This window comes from Pseudomonas sp. FBCC-B1565, from assembly GCF_059133265.1.
This window is the reverse complement of sequence record NZ_CP101438.1, coordinates 799,473-814,818: the sequence shown is the minus strand read 5'-3', so window position 1 is coordinate 814,818 and position 15,346 is coordinate 799,473. Positions and strand designations below refer to the sequence as shown.

Genomic DNA, 15,346 nt, shown 5'->3' with positions numbered 1-15,346 from the left:
GTTTTTCCGAGAATTCACCTGCAATCCGGCAGATAACTTGCCCAAGCAGCAGAAAAACGAGTAAAGACTTTGTAAGCAGAGGCCTGCTTATTTCATAATGCGCGCTTATTGGATCCCCCGAGGGTCCGCGTGCCCCGTCAGAGGTAAGTCGATTCCCATGAAACGCACCGGCCGCACCCTGGTTCTGGGCTGCCTGTTGCTCCTTCAGCCGCTGCTGGCACATGCACAAGCAGGCGGCAACTCGTTGTTAATCCCAGCGATGGGTCGTTGCACCCTCAATACCCAGCCAGACAGCCAGGCCGAAGCTCTGAGCGCGTGCCAGAAACAGGCCGACGGCGGGGATGCGCAGGCGCAATACGAGTTGGGCGAGTACTTCCACGACAGCAAGAACCCCGCCCGCGACCTCAACAAGGCCTTGAGTTACTTCGAGAAAGCTTCGTTGCAGGGCCATGCCCAGGCGCAATTCCAGTTGGGCAACATGTTCTTCAAGGGCGAAGGCGTGCCAGCCAATAACGTCCAGGCGTACATCGTGCTGAAAATGGCTGCGGTCAACGGCGCTGAAGACGCGCTGGACACGGCCGACGAAGTAGCCGAGCACATGCAGCGCGATGAACTGGAAGTGGCGACCCAGGTGCTGGGCCAGATTTTCCGCAACTACCTTCTGGAACTGCAGAGCGCCGATGGGCGTTCGCCCTTCTCACCCCTGCCCTGACAGCTGCCTTACTTCTCCGGCATTGGCATCGGAAATGGCATCACATTGCTGGTGCCCCGTGCCTCGCTGATCTTCGGCGTGCCCAGGCGCTCGACTTCATCGATGCGCACAATCGAATGCATCGGCACAAAACTGCGCACCACGCCTTCGAACTGTGCCTTGAGCTTCTCTTCGCCCGGGTCGACGACCAACTGGGTGCGCTCGCCAAAGACGAACTCTTCCACCTCCAGGAAACCCCACAGATCGCTCTGATAGATCTGCTTGGCGTACATTTCGAACACCTGGCCCTGGTTGAGGAAAATCACCTTGTAGATTGGAGCTTCACGTTTGGTCATGGTGGGCGAACAACACATCGGGGATATAAAAGAGGGCGCGAACTATAGCATGGCACCCGATGCACAACGCTAGGAACCAATGGGCATGCCCCCTATAATGCGCGGTTCTTTACCACCAGTTGACGATTCCCATGGCCAAGAAGCTTTACATCGAAACCCACGGTTGCCAGATGAACGAGTACGACAGCTCGCGCATGGTCGATCTGCTGGGCGAACACCAGGCCCTGGAAGTCACCGCCCGCGCCGAAGATGCCGACGTGATCCTGCTCAATACCTGCTCGATCCGCGAGCGGGCCCAGGACCGTGTGTACTCCCAGCTGGGCCGCTGGCGCGAATTGAAACTCGCCAACCCGGACATGGTGATCGCCGTCGGCGGTTGCGTGGCCAGCCAGGAAGGCGCCGCGATCCGCGACCGCGCACCCTATGTCGACGTGGTCTTCGGTCCACAGACCCTGCACCGCCTGCCGGAAATGATCGATGCCGCGCGCGTCACCAAGCTGCCGCAGGTGGATGTGTCGTTCCCGGAAATCGAAAAATTCGACCACTTGCCCGAGCCGCGTATCGATGGGCCAAGCGCCTACGTGTCGGTGATGGAAGGCTGCAGCAAGTACTGCACCTTCTGCGTGGTGCCCTACACCCGCGGCGAAGAAGTCAGCCGGCCGTTTGACGACGTGCTGTCGGAAATCATCCACCTGGCCGAAAACGGTGTGCGCGAAGTGACCCTGCTGGGCCAGAACGTCAATGGCTACCGCGGCCTGACCGAGGACGGCCGCCTGGCCGACCTGGCAGAGCTGATCCGCGTGGTGGCGGCCGTGGACGGTATCGAGCGCATCCGCTACACCACCTCACACCCGCTGGAGTTCTCCGACAGCCTGATCCAGGCCCACGCTGAAGTGCCGGAACTGGTCAAACACCTGCACTTGCCGGTGCAATCGGGCTCGGACCGCATTCTGGCGGCCATGAAACGCAACCACACGGCCCTGGAATACAAATCCAAACTGCGCAAATTGCGCGCAGCGGTGCCGGGCATCTGCATCAGTTCCGACTTTATCGTCGGCTTCCCCGGCGAGACCGAGAAAGACTTCGAGCAGACCATGAAGCTGATCGAAGACGTCGGTTTCGACTTCTCCTACTCGTTCGTCTACAGCCAGCGCCCCGGCACCCCGGCGGCCGACCTGGCGGACGAGACCCCGGAAGCGCTGAAAAAAGAGCGCCTCAATGCGCTGCAACACCGCTTGAACCAGCAGGGTTTCGAGATCAGCCGACAAATGGTCGGGTCCATCCAGCGCATCCTGGTCACCGACTATTCGAAAAAAGACCCGGGCGAATTGCAGGGGCGTACCGAGAACAACCGAATCGTAAACTTCCGCTGCGATAATCCGACCCTGATCGGCCAGTTTGCCGATGTGCATATCGATGCGGCGCAACCGCACTCGTTGCGCGGATCATTGTTGCAATAATGACCTGATTAACAGCGACTCAATGTGGGAGGGGGCTTGCCCCCGATGACGGCGTGTCAGACACAGATGTTTTATCTGAACCGGCGCTATCGGGGGCAAGCCCCCTCCCACATTTTGACCGTGCAACATTCCGATGACGTAAGTGCTTTCGCACACGGGCAGCTGGCGTTATTCTCTATTTCACCTCAACAGCCAAAGGGCGGCTAAAAACAACCTTGAACGCACCCATCGCAGAACCCCATCGTTTTCTCCTCGAGCCGTTTGAGGCTCGCCGTTTCGCCAATCTGTGCGGACAGTTCGACGAGCACCTGCGCCTGATCGAACAACGCCTGAGCATCGAGATCCGCAATCGCGGCAATCAGTTCGAGCTCATTGGTGAACCCCAACACACCACGTCCGCAGAAAACCTGCTGCGCCGCCTCTACCGTGAAACCAAGGGTAGCGAGCTGTCGCCGGAAACCGTGCACCTGTACCTGCAGGAATCGGCCGTGGAAGACCTGGCCAACAACCCCGTGGCCGAAGCCAGCGTGGCCCTGCGTACCAAAAAAGGCATGATTCGCCCGCGCGGCTTGAATCAGCAGAAGTACGTCAAGGAAATCCTCGGCAACGATATCAACTTCGGCATCGGCCCCGCCGGTACCGGCAAGACCTACCTGGCCGTGGCCTGCGCGGTCGATGCGCTGGAACGCGAGCAAGTGCGCCGCATCCTGCTGGTACGCCCGGCGGTCGAGGCTGGCGAGAAGCTCGGCTTCCTGCCCGGCGACCTGGCCCAGAAGATCGACCCGTACCTGCGCCCGCTCTACGACGCACTGTACGAGATGCTTGGCTTCGAATACGTGGCCAAGCTGATCGAACGCCAGGTGATCGAGATCGCCCCGCTGGCCTACATGCGCGGCCGCACTTTGAACAACAGCTTCATCATCCTCGACGAAAGCCAGAACACCACGGTCGAGCAGATGAAGATGTTCCTCACCCGCATCGGTTTCGGCTCCACCGCCGTGATCACCGGCGACATCACCCAGGTCGACCTGCCCAAGGGCACCAAGTCGGGCCTGGGCCAGGTGATCGAGGTGCTCAAGGATGTGCCGGGCATCAGCTTTACGCACTTCATGCCCAAGGATGTGGTTCGCCACCCGCTGGTACAGCGCATCGTCGAGGCCTACGAGCGTTTCGAACACCGTGACGATGGGTTGTCCAAGGACGTTCGCCGCGATGCTTGAGCTAGACCTGCAGCTGGCCACCGAAGCGCCCGCCCCCAGTGAAGCCCAGTTCCGTCAGTGGTGCGCCCTGGCCCTGCGCCAGCGCAGCGCCGACTCGGAACTGACTATTCGCCTGGTCGATGAGCCCGAAGGCCGCGAACTGAACCACACCTGGCGCCAGAAGGATTACGCGACCAACGTGCTGTCCTTCCCCGCCGACGTGCCGGATGAGCTGCTGGATATCCCGTTGCTGGGCGACCTGGTCATCTGTGTCGCGGTGGTGGAGCGCGAAGCGAAGGAACAAGGCAAGGAACTTGAGGCCCACTGGGCCCATCTAGTCATCCACGGCTGCTTGCATCTCTTGGGTTACGACCATATAGACGATGACGAAGCCGAGGAAATGGAAACACTGGAACAAACGTTGCTTGCAGAATTGGGTCATCGGGACCCGTATGCCGACGACGAAGCTTAAAAACACTCAACTGTAACAATAAAGGATTCAGAGTAATCGCTATGAGCGAAGACCGATCGAGCAACGGGCAGAAGTCATGGCTGGGTAAACTGACCCAGGCTTTTGCCCACGAGCCGAAAAACCGCCAGGAGCTGCTGGAGCTGCTGCGCGAGGCCCATCAGAACAAGTTGCTGGACAGCGAAGCGCTGGCCATTGTCGAGGGCGCCATCCAGGTGGCTGACCTGCAAGTGCGGGACATCATGGTCCCGCGCTCGCAGATGATCAGCATCAAGGCGACCCAGACCCCACGGGAGTTCCTCCCGGCCGTGATCGACTCGGCGCACTCGCGCTACCCGGTGATCGGTGAAAGTCATGACGATGTCATGGGCGTCCTGCTGGCCAAGGACCTGCTGCCGCTGATCCTCAAGGAGAACGGCGACAGCTTCAACATCAAGGACCTGCTGCGTCCGGCGACCTTCGTGCCTGAATCCAAGCGCCTGAATGTGCTGCTGCGCGAATTCCGCGCCAACCACAATCACATGGCCATTGTGATCGACGAATACGGCGGCGTGGCCGGCCTGGTCACGATTGAAGACGTGCTGGAACAGATCGTCGGCGATATCGAAGACGAACACGACGTCGAAGAAGACAGCTACATCAAGCCACTGCCCAGCGGTGACTTCCTGATCAAGGCGCTGACGCCGATCGAGAACTTCAACGAGTTCTTCGACAGCGAATTTTCCGACGACGAGTTCGACACCGTCGGTGGCCTGGTGATGAGTGCGTTTGGCCACCTGCCAAAACGTAACGAAACCACCGAGATCGGCGCCTATCGCTTCCGTATCCTGAATGCCGATAGCCGTCGCATCCACTTGATCCGCTTGACCCCTATTGCCCGCTAAGGACTGACATGCGCCGTCTCACCGCTCCCGGCTGGCCCGGTAATTTGCTGGCCGTGGTGGCCGGCGCCATCACTACCCTGGCGCTGGCGCCGTTCGACCTGTGGCCGTTTGCGCTGGTCGCGGTCGGCTTGTTCTATGTGGGGCTGCGGGACCTGAGCCCACGCCAGGCCCTGGGTCGTGGCTGGTGTTTCGGCTTCGGCCTGTTTGGTGCCGGCACCAGTTGGATCTACTACAGCATCCACCACTTCGGCGGCGCTTCGGTGTTGCTGGCGGGGTTCCTGATGCTGTTGTTCACCGCCGCCATCGCCTGGTTCTTCGCCCTGCCCGCCTGGTTGTGGGCGCGCTGGTTGCGCCGCAACGAAGCGCCGCTGGCGGATGCGCTGACATTCGCAGCGTTGTGGGTCGGCCAGGAGGCGTTTCGCGGCTGGTTCCTTACCGGGTTCCCGTGGCTGTACTCCGGCTACAGCCAACTCGACGGCCCCCTCACCGGCCTCGCGCCGCTGGGCGGGATGTGGCTGATCTCCTTTGCCCTGGCACTCACCGCCGCCCTGCTGTGCAACCTGCCGCGCCTGCTGGCCGGCAAGCGCAACGCCTTTATCGGTGCCGGCCTGGTGTTGCTGGTCGCGCCTTGGGCGATCGGCCTGGCGCTCAAGCATCACGCCTGGACCAGTCCGTCCGGCGCGCCGCTGAGCGTAGCCGCCATCCAGGGCAACGTTGAACAGAGCATGAAGTGGGACCCGGAGCAGCTCAACGCGCAGCTCGCGCTGTATCGCGACATGAGCTTCAGTTCCAAGCGTGTCGATTTGCTGGTATGGCCGGAAACGGCGGTGCCGGTGCTCAAGGAGTCTGTCGAAGGCTACCTGGGCATGATGGGCAAATTCGCCGCCGACCGGCACACCGCGCTGATCACCGGGGTACCGATCCGCCAGGAAGTGCACCACCAGAAGCGCTACTTCAACGGCATCACCGTGGTCGGCGAAGGCGACGGCACCTACCTCAAGCAGAAACTGGTGCCGTTCGGTGAGTACGTGCCATTGCAAGACATGCTGCGCGGCCTGATTGCCTTCTTCGACCTGCCGATGTCGGACTTCGCCCGCGGCCCCTCGGACCAGGCGATGCTGCAGGCCAAGGGCTATCAGATTGCGCCGTTCATTTGCTACGAAGTGGTGTACCCGGAATTCGCCGCCGGCCTGTCGGCGCAGAGCGATCTGCTGCTGACCATCAGCAACGACACCTGGTTCGGCCGCTCCATCGGCCCATTGCAGCACCTGCAAATGGCGCAGATGCGTGCATTGGAAGCCGGGCGCTGGATGATCCGCGCCACCAACAATGGCGTGACCGGCCTGATCAACCCGTTCGGGCAGATCACCGCGCAGATCCCGCAATTCGAACGCGGCATCCTCTACGGTGAAGTGGTGCCGATGCACAACCTCACGCCGTACCTGCAATGGCGTTCGTGGCCGTTGATCATTGTGTGCCTGGGGCTGTTTGGCTGGGCGCTGCTGGCGAGCCGCATGTCCAAAACCGTCTGACAGACAACCCAAAACCAATGTGGGAGGGGGCTTGCCCCCGATGGCTGTGTATCAGTATCAGATGTACTGACTGACACTCTGCTATCGGGGGCAAGCCCCCTCCCACATGATGATCTGCCGCGTTATCGGTAGAACAACCGATAGCCCACCTGCCCCACCGCTTCGTTGATCAACTGCCCGCTGCGCCACACTGAGACGAACTCCGGCATCCAGCCACCCAGTGGCCTGGCGTTGTCCACGCCCAGGAACCCCACCGGCGCCGGCACCACGGTAAAGCCGGCTCTCTCAAAGCTCCACACCGAACGCGGCATGTGCCAGGCCTGGGTCACCACCACCACGCGCTTGATGCCTTCGGGCAAGAGAATCTCTGCGCTCATCTGCGCGTTTTCCCAGGTGGTTCGGCTGCGCTCTTCCTTCCAGCGCACCGTCACACCGAAGTCATCCTGCATCGACACCGCCATCAGCTCCGCCTCGCTAGGCGGTGTGCCGTAATGCAGGCCGCCGGTCGTCAGCACCGGCAGCCCGGAGGCCTTGGCCAATCGTGCGGCATAGCGCTGGCGCTCCAGGCCGGTACCCGTCGGCTGATCGATGCCCCAGGCCGGGTCACCGCGCTCACGCCCGGAGCCCAACACCACGATCGCATCGGCGCGTTGCGCCAGCGTCGACCAATCTTCCCGCGCCAACGGCGGCTCAGTCTCCAGGGCTCGTGCGCCCCACTCCACCATCACCGGCAGGCTGATCAGCCACATACCGCCAAACCCCAGCGCAAAGCAGCAACCCGCCAAGCGTGGCCGGCTACGCCGAAACCACCAGGCAAGGGCCAGCAGCAGCAAGAGAATGCCGGGCGGCAGGAGCAGTTGTTTAATGAAGTAACGAATAGGCATCGGGCATCTCCAAAGATGCCCGAAGCCTAAGGTGTAACGGGGTTTAGCGACAATCTTTACCGTGACATGACGCGAAGGTGTTGCTCTAGGGGGAGTGAACTACTTGTAGCGTACGAAGCGGCGTTTTTCCGGGCCGCGACCGACCGACAAGTCCTTGAGCCACACCACCTTGGCAGAGTGCGTGGGCTCCTTGGGTGGCGGGGTTGCCACCAGAGGAGGCGCACCGCGCCCATTCCGCTCCAGATAAGCCTTGATCAGTTCCAACTCCGCGCGGGTCAAACCGCGCAGTTCCAACTCCACAGGCCGTTCATCACGCAATCGGCCCGCTGTCCTCGCTGCATCCAATGCACGACCCAAACGGTCGATCAGTCCTTCGTAGATTTTCGGTTTCGTTACGATTCGCTGCGATTCAACCATCCCCTCACCTCATTGAAGAAAGACTTGCTCCCCAATAAACAGCGTAGCCCCCGTGGCTGCGCCTGCCCGGCGCCGCGACAGACGGCCCTGCCAGAGCAATCAGGGTTTCCCTCGATAGAGTGGGGTCATGTATGCTACGGCGCTTCCTGTAACTCCACTTCCCGCAGGGTTTGGGCACGGACGCGCCGCTTTTTGGTGTCGATCAACCTGAATGTTGCACCGAAGAGGATTAGGCCACCCCTATTCAGTTCAAAAGTAGCCATGCACGAACAATATCAGCCCCGTGAAATAGAAAATGCCGCCCAAACCTTCTGGGACGAGCAAAAGTCCTTTGAAGTCAGTGAACAGCCAGGCAAGGAGACTTACTACTGCCTATCGATGTTCCCTTACCCCAGCGGCAAGCTACACATGGGGCACGTGCGTAACTACACCATCGGCGACGTGATTTCCCGTTACCAGCGCATGCAAGGCAAGAACGTCCTGCAACCCATGGGTTGGGATGCCTTCGGCATGCCGGCGGAAAACGCCGCGATGAAAAACAACGTGGCCCCCGCCAAGTGGACCTACGAAAACATCGCCTACATGAAGTCCCAGCTGCGCAGCCTGGGCCTGGCGGTGGACTGGTCCCGCGAAGTCACCACCTGCAAGCCGGATTACTACCGCTGGGAACAATGGCTGTTCACCCGCCTGTTCGAAAAAGGCGTGATCTACAAAAAGAGCGGCACCGTGAACTGGGACCCGATCGACCAGACCGTCCTTGCCAACGAGCAAGTGATCGACGGTCGCGGCTGGCGCTCCGGCGCGCTGATCGAAAAGCGCGAAATCCCGATGTACTACTTCAAGATCACCGCCTACGCGGATGAACTCTTGTCGAGCCTCGACGACCTGCCGGGCTGGCCGGAACAGGTCAAGACCATGCAACGCAACTGGATCGGCAAGTCCAAGGGCATGGAAGTGCAGTTCCCGTACAACGTCGACTCGATCGGCGCAGCGGGCGCACTGAAAGTCTTCACCACCCGTCCGGACACCCTGATGGGCGCGACCTACGTCGCCGTGGCTGCCGAACACCCGCTGGCCACCCAGGCTGCACAGAACAACCCTGAGCTGCAGGCGTTCATCGCCGAATGCAAAGGCGGCAGCGTGGCCGAAGCCGACGTCGCCACCCAGGAGAAAAAAGGCCTGCCGACTGGCCTGTTCGTCGAGCACCCACTCACCGGTGAAAAGCTGCCGGTATGGGTCGCCAACTACGTGCTGATGCACTACGGCGATGGCGCAGTAATGGCAGTGCCGGCCCACGACGAGCGCGATTTCGAATTCGCCACTAAATACAGCCTGCCGATCAAGTCCGTGGTGCGCACCAGCTCGGGCGACACTAACCCGGCCCCGTGGCAAGACGCCTACGGCGAGCACGGCACGCTGATCAACTCCGGCGAGTTCGACGGCCTGGATTTCCAGGGCGCTTTCGACGCCATCGAAGTCGCGCTGGTCAAGAAAAACCTCGGCGCCTCGCGCACCCAGTTCCGCCTGCGCGACTGGGGCATCAGCCGCCAGCGCTACTGGGGCTGCCCGATCCCGATCATCCACTGTGAAAGCTGTGGCGACGTGCCAGTGCCGGAAGACCAACTGCCGGTCGTCCTGCCGGAAGACGTGGTGCCGGACGGCGCCGGTTCGCCATTGGCGCGCATGCCCGAGTTCTACGAGTGCAGTTGCCCGAAATGCGGCGCGCCTGCCAAGCGTGAAACCGACACCATGGACACCTTCGTCGAGTCCTCGTGGTACTACGCCCGCTACGCCTCGCCGCACTATGAAGGCGGCCTGGTAGAGAAATCCGCGGCCGACCACTGGTTGCCGGTTGACCAGTACATCGGCGGTATCGAACACGCCATCCTGCACCTGCTGTACGCGCGCTTCTTCCACAAGCTGATGCGTGACGAAGGCCTGGTGAGCTCCGACGAGCCGTTCAAGAACCTGCTGACCCAGGGCATGGTGGTCGCCGAGACCTACTATCGCCGTGAAGCCAACGGCGCCTACACCTGGTTCAACCCGGCTGACGTCGAGCTTGAGCGCGACAGCAAAGCCAAGGTCATCAGCGCCAAGCTGATCGCCGACGGCCTGCCGGTGGAAATCGGCGGCACCGAGAAGATGGCCAAGTCGAAGAACAACGGCGTTGACCCGCAGTCGATGATCGATCAGTTCGGTGCCGACACCTGCCGCCTGTTCATGATGTTCGCCTCGCCGCCTGACATGAGCGCCGAATGGTCCGACTCCGGCGTCGAAGGCTCGCACCGCTTCCTCAAGCGCGTCTGGCGCCTGGCGCACGCTCATATCAGCCAGGGCCTGCCGGGCAAGCTGGACGTCGCCGCCTTGAGCGACGAGCAGAAACTCATTCGCCGCAGCACCCACCTGGCCATCAAGCAAGCCAGCCAGGACGTGGGCCAGAACCACAAGTTCAACACCGCCATCGCCCAGGTGATGACGCTGATGAACGTGCTGGAAAAAGCCCCACAAGTCACTGAGCAGGATCGCGCACTGGTACAGGAGGGCCTGGAAACGGTCACCCTGCTGCTGGCGCCGATCACGCCGCACATCAGCCACGACCTGTGGAACCGTTTGGGCCACAGCGACGCCGTCATCGATGCGCGCTGGCCGGTGCAGGATGACAGCGCCCTGGTACAGGACACGCTGCAACTGGTGATCCAGGTCAACGGTAAACTGCGTGGTCAGATCGACATGCCGGCCACCGCCAGCCGCGAAGACGTCGAGGCGGCTGCCCGCATTAACGAAAACGTGCTGCGCTTTACCGAAGGCCTGACGATCCGCAAAGTGATCGTGGTGCCTGGCAAACTGGTCAATATCGTCGCGAGCTAATCGGATCGGGCGCAGGGTTTGGGCCCTGCGTCGAACAAAGCCTTCAGGGCCTCGATAAGGCCCACATGGTTTCAAGGGGAGCAACAAAATGATCAAACGCAATTTGCTGGTGATGGGCCTTGCCGTGCTGCTGAGCGCTTGCGGCTTCCAGCTGCGCGGTACCGGCACCAATGACCTGACGATCAAGGAACTCGACGTCAGCGCCCGCAACGCCTACGGCGATACGGTGACGCAGTTACGTCAGGTGCTGGAAAACAGCGGCGTGCACGTTTATACCGGCGCGACGTACAAACTGTTCCTGGTGGACGAGCGAGAAACCCAGCGTAACCTGAGCTACGCCAGCGCCGGGCGTGCGTCCGACATCGAACTGAACACTGCGCTCAACTTCGAAATCCAGGGCCGCGATCATCTGCCGCTGATGGGTGACAAGATCCAGGTGCAGAAAGTGGTCAGCCATGATGGCAACAACCTGGTGGGTTCGGACTCCGAAATCCAGCAAGTGCGCAAGGAAATGCGTCGCGAACTGGTACAGCGCATGGTGCTGCGCCTGTCGATGCTGACTCCGGAACAACTGGAGACCCTGCAGCAACAGGCTGACAACAAGGCCAAGGCCGACGCCGACGCGCTGAAAGCTGCCAAAGAGTACGAAGACAACACGCCGAAACAGTCGCCTGTTGAAGTCCCTGTCGAGTAAGCCGGACGGGGCGCCCCAAACGCCCCGTTTACCCTGCCTATGAAACTCGCCCCCGCCCAACTCGCCAAACACCTGCAAGGTGGCCTTGCGCCTGTCTACATTGTCAGCGGTGATGATCCGCTGCTGTGTCAGGAAGCCGCCGACGCCATTCGCACTGCGGCACGCCAGCAAGGTTTCGACGAACGCCAAGTCTTCAGCGCCGACGCCAGCTTCGACTGGGGCACGCTGCTGCAGGCGGGTGCGAGCATGTCGCTGTTTGCCGAGAAGCGCCTGCTGGAACTGCGCCTGCCTTCGGGCAAGCCTGGCGACAAGGGCGCGGCCGCCCTGATGGAATACTGCTCGCGCCCCGCCGAAGACACGGTATTGTTGATCAGCCTGCCCAAGCTTGATGGCAGCGCGCAGAAAACCAAGTGGGGCAAGGCCCTGGTAGAAGGCGCACAGACCCAGTTCATCCAGATCTGGCCGGTGGACAGCAGCCAGTTGCCGCAATGGATTCGCCAACGCCTGTCCCAATCGGGGCTGTCGGCAACCCAGGACGCAGTGGAGTTGATCGCCGCCCGGGTTGAAGGCAACTTGCTGGCCGCTGCCCAGGAGATCGAAAAGCTCAAGCTGATGGCCGAAGACGGGCAGATTACCGTCGAGACCGTCCAGGGCGCCGTGGCCGATAGCGCGCGCTTCGATGTGTTCGGGCTGGTGGATGCGATCCTCAACGGCGAACCCGCTCACGCCTTGCGTATGCTCGAAGGCCTGCGCGGCGAAGGCGTGGAGCCGCCGGTGATTCTCTGGGCCCTGGCCCGTGAACTGCGGGTGCTGGCCAATATTGCCCTGCAATATAGCCAGGGTACGCCGCTGGACAAATGCTTCAGCCAGGCCAAGCCACCGGTGTGGGACAAGCGCAAACCCTTGATGAGCAAAGCGCTGCAACGGCACTCGGCGCAACGCTGGGCACAATTGCTGCTGGAAGCGCAGCGCATCGACGCGCAGATCAAGGGCCAAGCCGCTGGTTCGCCGTGGATGAGCCTGAGCCGTTTATCGTTGCTGATGGCCGGCCAGCGCCTGACATTGCCGGCAGAATAGTCCTACCTCTCGAAGGGCTTTACAGCGGCGCAACATCGGCAGATGATTTGCACCGCTTCCACCACCCAACGAGAGTAACGACCATGAGCAAAAAGCCATCCAAGCATGGCCCCAACAAGGCCAAATCCATCATCGCCCAGCCACTGTTCCGCAGCCGTCAGGAACGCGCCGGCAAGGGCAAAGGCAGCTACCGCCGCGAAGCCTTCCAGTCTAATAGCTGGGAGGCTTCTTACTTTCTGGCTACCTGAAGGCAAGCAGCCCTCTGGCATGATAAGGTCTGCACCTGATTTGCAATCCCTGGACCTGTGCATGCCCTCTAGTCTTTCCCGTCGTTGGCACTTTCGCCAACTGATCGCTGCCTCCAGCCTCATTCTGCTCGTCGCCTGCGCGGAGAAACCCACCGCCGCCGACGCTCAACCGCTGCCCAAGCTCCAGACCGCCCCTGTGGTTGCGCCCGCCGTCGTGGCCCCGCTGGCCGTGGACAATCTTGATATCCAGCCGACCCAGACCTTCGCCGAATGGCAGGCGGCCTTCCGCGTGCAAGCCCTGCAGGCCGGCATCACCGCCGCCGTATTCGACAACGCATTTGCCAACGTTACCCCCGACATGGCGGTGATCCGCGCCGACCGCAGCCAGCCGGAATTTTCCCGCCCGGTGTGGGAATACCTCGACGGTGCCCTGTCGCCCGTGCGCGTGCGCAACGGCCAGGCGTTGCTGGTCAAGTACGCCGACATCCTGCAAAGCATCGAACAGCGTTATGGCGTCGACCGCCAGGCGCTGGTGTCGGTGTGGGGCATGGAGAGCAACTTCGGCCAGTTCCAAGGCAACAACTCGGTGATCCGCTCCCTGGCGACCCTGGCCTACGAAGGCCGCCGCCCGGCATTTGCCCAGGCGCAACTGCTGGCGGCGCTGCAGATCATCCAGCACGGCGATATCCAGGCCGACCAGATGAAAGGCTCCTGGGCCGGCGCCATGGGCCAGACCCAATTTATCCCGACCACCTACAACACCCACGCCGTCGACTTCGATGGCGACGGTCGCCGCGATATCTGGAACAGCCCGGCAGATGCCCTCGCCTCCACCGCGCACTACCTGCAAAGCTCCGGCTGGCAGAAAGGCCAGCCGTGGGGTTTTGAGGTGAAACAATTGCCGGCGAACTTCGACTACGCCCTGGCCGATGGCGGCATCCGCAAGACGGTCGCAGAATGGCTGAAACTGGGCATCCAACTGCCACCGGGTGCCAGCCTGCCACCCAACGTCGACCAACTCTCCGCTGCCCTGCTGTTACCGGCCGGTTATCGCGGCCCGGCGTTCCTGGTGCTGGATAACTTCCGTGCGATCCTCAAGTACAACAACTCGTCGTCCTACGCTTTGGCGGTCGGCCTGCTGTCGGAACGTTTCGGTGGCGGCGGCGTGATTCGTGGCGATTGGCCGAAAGATGAATTGCCATTGAGCCGCTCGCAGCGCATCGACTTGCAGACGGCCTTGAGTGCCAATGGCTATGACGCGGGCAACCCTGACGGGATTATCGGCGCCAATACGCGTAAGGCGATTCGTGCGGCGCAGCAGGCCTTGGGCTGGCCGGCGGATGGGTATCCGACGGTGAAACTGCTGGAGTCGTTGCAGAGCCGCTAGATCGGCATATGGCGGCTATTGCTATCGGGGGCAAGCCCCCTCCCACATTTCGACAGCATTCCATTGTGGGAGGGGGCTTGCCCCCGATGACGGCCTGACAGGTCGCAAAAACTCAGGCTTTGAACACTACATCCTGCTCCAACACCACCCGCTGCTCCCCCGCATCCAACCGCACCAACGCGCCCATCGGCAACGTCAGGTTCGGGTCGCAATGCCCACTGCGCCAACCGGACAACACGGGGATGCACAGCGGCTCGAAGGTCTGCTTGAGCAAGCGCTCCAACGCAACCTTATCCACACCCGCCACGTCCCCTACCAGTACACCGGCGACCTGCGCCAGCTTGCCTGCCAGGCGCAGGTGCGTCAGCAGGCGGTCAATGCGGTAGATCGGCTCGTTGACGTCCTCGATCAACAGGATGATGCCTTCTGCGTCGATCTCAAAGGGTGTGCCCATGACTGCCGCGATCATCGACAGGTTGCCGCCCAGCAAGCGCCCACAGGCGATGCCAGGCTCGATTGTGGTCAGCGGGTACGCCACGGGGTGCATCAACTCGCTGCCAGCGCCCAACTGGCCGCGCAGCATGCTGAACAATGAAGACTCGGTAGGTGGTTGCTTGTCGCCCAAGAGATCGGCGTTGAGCATCGGCCCATGGAAGGTCACGAAGCCGGCGTAACGGCTGATTGCCAGGTGCAGCGCGGTGATGTCGCTGTAACCCACGAAGGGTTTGGCATTGGCGCGCAGCAGGTCGAAGTCCAGGCTATCGAGCAGGCGCGGCGTGCCGTAGCCGCCACGCAGGCAGAAGATGGCGTCGATTTCAGGGTCGGCGAAAGCTTTGTGCAGGTCGTTGAGGCGGGTTTTATCGCTGCCGGCGAGGTAGCCGTCGCGTTCATAGACACCCGGGAAGATGCGCAGGTCGTAGCCGCGGGTGCGCATCCATTGGCCGGCTTTTTCAACGTCCAGGGTGGCGGGGCCGGCGGGGGCGATCAGGGCGATGGTGCCTTCGCTACGGAGGGCAGGTACTGCAGCGGTCATCCACGACTCTCCTTGGCTAACGCGAAACAACTATGGGAGGAGGCTTGTCCCCGATGGCGGTGTATCAGTATCAGAAGTGCTGACTGACAGTCCGCTATCGGGGGCAAGCCCCCTCCCACATTAACCTGCGGTGCCGCTCACAGCGCT

15 protein-coding genes are annotated in these 15,346 nt (G+C 61.7%); 11 read left to right on the top strand and 4 right to left on the bottom strand.

Annotated elements, in window-relative coordinates; translation table 11 throughout:
- Positions 1-157 precede the first annotated feature (157 nt).
- A complete protein-coding gene (locus tag NL123_RS03870; protein WP_071489908.1) occupies positions 158-712 on the top strand; it encodes a tetratricopeptide repeat protein in 555 nt (184 codons plus the stop codon).
- 8 nt (positions 713-720) lie between these two features.
- On the opposite strand, the gene NL123_RS03865 is transcribed toward NL123_RS03870, so the two are convergent.
- On the bottom strand, positions 721-1,047 hold the full coding sequence (locus tag NL123_RS03865) for a DUF1820 family protein (protein WP_003194436.1): 327 nt from the start codon (positions 1,045-1,047) through the stop codon (positions 721-723).
- A gap of 131 nt (positions 1,048-1,178) precedes the next feature.
- On the opposite strand from NL123_RS03865, the gene miaB reads away from it, so the two are divergent.
- The 5 genes from miaB (at position 1,179) to lnt (ending at position 6,591) form a co-directional block, all read left to right on the top strand.
- On the top strand, positions 1,179-2,507 hold the full coding sequence (gene miaB, locus NL123_RS03860) for a tRNA (N6-isopentenyl adenosine(37)-C2)-methylthiotransferase MiaB (protein WP_058427758.1): 1,329 nt from the start codon (positions 1,179-1,181) through the stop codon (positions 2,505-2,507).
- A 215-nt stretch (positions 2,508-2,722) separates the two neighbouring features.
- Complete coding sequence (locus NL123_RS03855; RefSeq protein ID WP_058427759.1) at positions 2,723-3,727, top strand: PhoH family protein; 1,005 nt, start codon at positions 2,723-2,725, stop codon at positions 3,725-3,727.
- Positions 3,720-4,178 carry an rRNA maturation RNase YbeY gene (ybeY, locus tag NL123_RS03850; protein ID WP_248484808.1) on the top strand — a complete coding sequence of 153 codons (459 nt, stop codon included), beginning with the start codon at positions 3,720-3,722 and terminating at the stop codon, positions 4,176-4,178. Before NL123_RS03855 ends, ybeY begins: the two co-directional genes overlap by 8 nt.
- Before the next feature lie 41 nt (positions 4,179-4,219).
- On the top strand, positions 4,220-5,059 hold the full coding sequence (locus NL123_RS03845) for a CorC family transporter (RefSeq protein ID WP_010206772.1): 840 nt from the start codon (positions 4,220-4,222) through the stop codon (positions 5,057-5,059).
- A gap of 8 nt (positions 5,060-5,067) precedes the next feature.
- Entirely contained in the window at positions 5,068-6,591 is a 1,524-nt protein-coding gene (gene lnt / locus NL123_RS03840) for an apolipoprotein N-acyltransferase (RefSeq protein ID WP_494357244.1), read from the top strand.
- A gap of 122 nt (positions 6,592-6,713) precedes the next feature.
- Here the strand turns inward: lnt and NL123_RS03835 are convergent, their stop codons facing one another.
- Both NL123_RS03835 and NL123_RS03830 read right to left on the bottom strand, forming a co-directional pair.
- A complete protein-coding gene (locus NL123_RS03835; protein ID WP_248484820.1) occupies positions 6,714-7,475 on the bottom strand; it encodes a YdcF family protein in 762 nt (253 codons plus the stop codon).
- A 99-nt stretch (positions 7,476-7,574) separates the two neighbouring features.
- A complete protein-coding gene (locus tag NL123_RS03830) occupies positions 7,575-7,892 on the bottom strand; it encodes a hypothetical protein (RefSeq protein ID WP_494357243.1) in 318 nt (105 codons plus the stop codon).
- A 261-nt stretch (positions 7,893-8,153) separates the two neighbouring features.
- Here NL123_RS03830 and leuS point away from each other — a divergent pair, with 261 nt between their 5' ends.
- The 5 genes from leuS to NL123_RS03805 all read left to right on the top strand — a co-directional run bounded on the left by leuS (position 8,154) and on the right by NL123_RS03805 (position 14,166).
- The gene (gene leuS / locus NL123_RS03825; protein ID WP_494357242.1) at positions 8,154-10,760 is read left to right on the top strand and encodes a leucine--tRNA ligase; all 2,607 of its coding nucleotides are present in this window, start codon (positions 8,154-8,156) and stop codon (positions 10,758-10,760) included.
- A gap of 88 nt (positions 10,761-10,848) precedes the next feature.
- Complete coding sequence (locus NL123_RS03820; protein ID WP_071493669.1) at positions 10,849-11,454, top strand: LPS-assembly lipoprotein LptE; 606 nt, start codon at positions 10,849-10,851, stop codon at positions 11,452-11,454.
- Between the two features lie 39 nt (positions 11,455-11,493).
- Positions 11,494-12,531 (top strand): DNA polymerase III subunit delta, encoded by a 1,038-nt coding sequence (holA, locus tag NL123_RS03815; protein ID WP_058427766.1) that lies wholly within the window; start codon positions 11,494-11,496, stop codon positions 12,529-12,531.
- A gap of 83 nt (positions 12,532-12,614) precedes the next feature.
- Positions 12,615-12,779 carry an alternative ribosome rescue factor ArfA gene (gene arfA / locus NL123_RS03810; RefSeq protein WP_494357241.1) on the top strand — a complete coding sequence of 55 codons (165 nt, stop codon included), beginning with the start codon at positions 12,615-12,617 and terminating at the stop codon, positions 12,777-12,779.
- Positions 12,780-12,840: 61 nt separating this feature from the next.
- Positions 12,841-14,166 carry a lytic murein transglycosylase gene (locus tag NL123_RS03805; protein WP_248484826.1) on the top strand — a complete coding sequence of 442 codons (1,326 nt, stop codon included), beginning with the start codon at positions 12,841-12,843 and terminating at the stop codon, positions 14,164-14,166.
- 112 nt (positions 14,167-14,278) lie between these two features.
- On the opposite strand, the gene NL123_RS03800 is transcribed toward NL123_RS03805, so the two are convergent.
- The gene (locus NL123_RS03800; RefSeq protein WP_494357240.1) at positions 14,279-15,199 is read right to left on the bottom strand and encodes a S66 peptidase family protein; all 921 of its coding nucleotides are present in this window, start codon (positions 15,197-15,199) and stop codon (positions 14,279-14,281) included.
- Positions 15,200-15,346 lie beyond the last annotated feature (147 nt).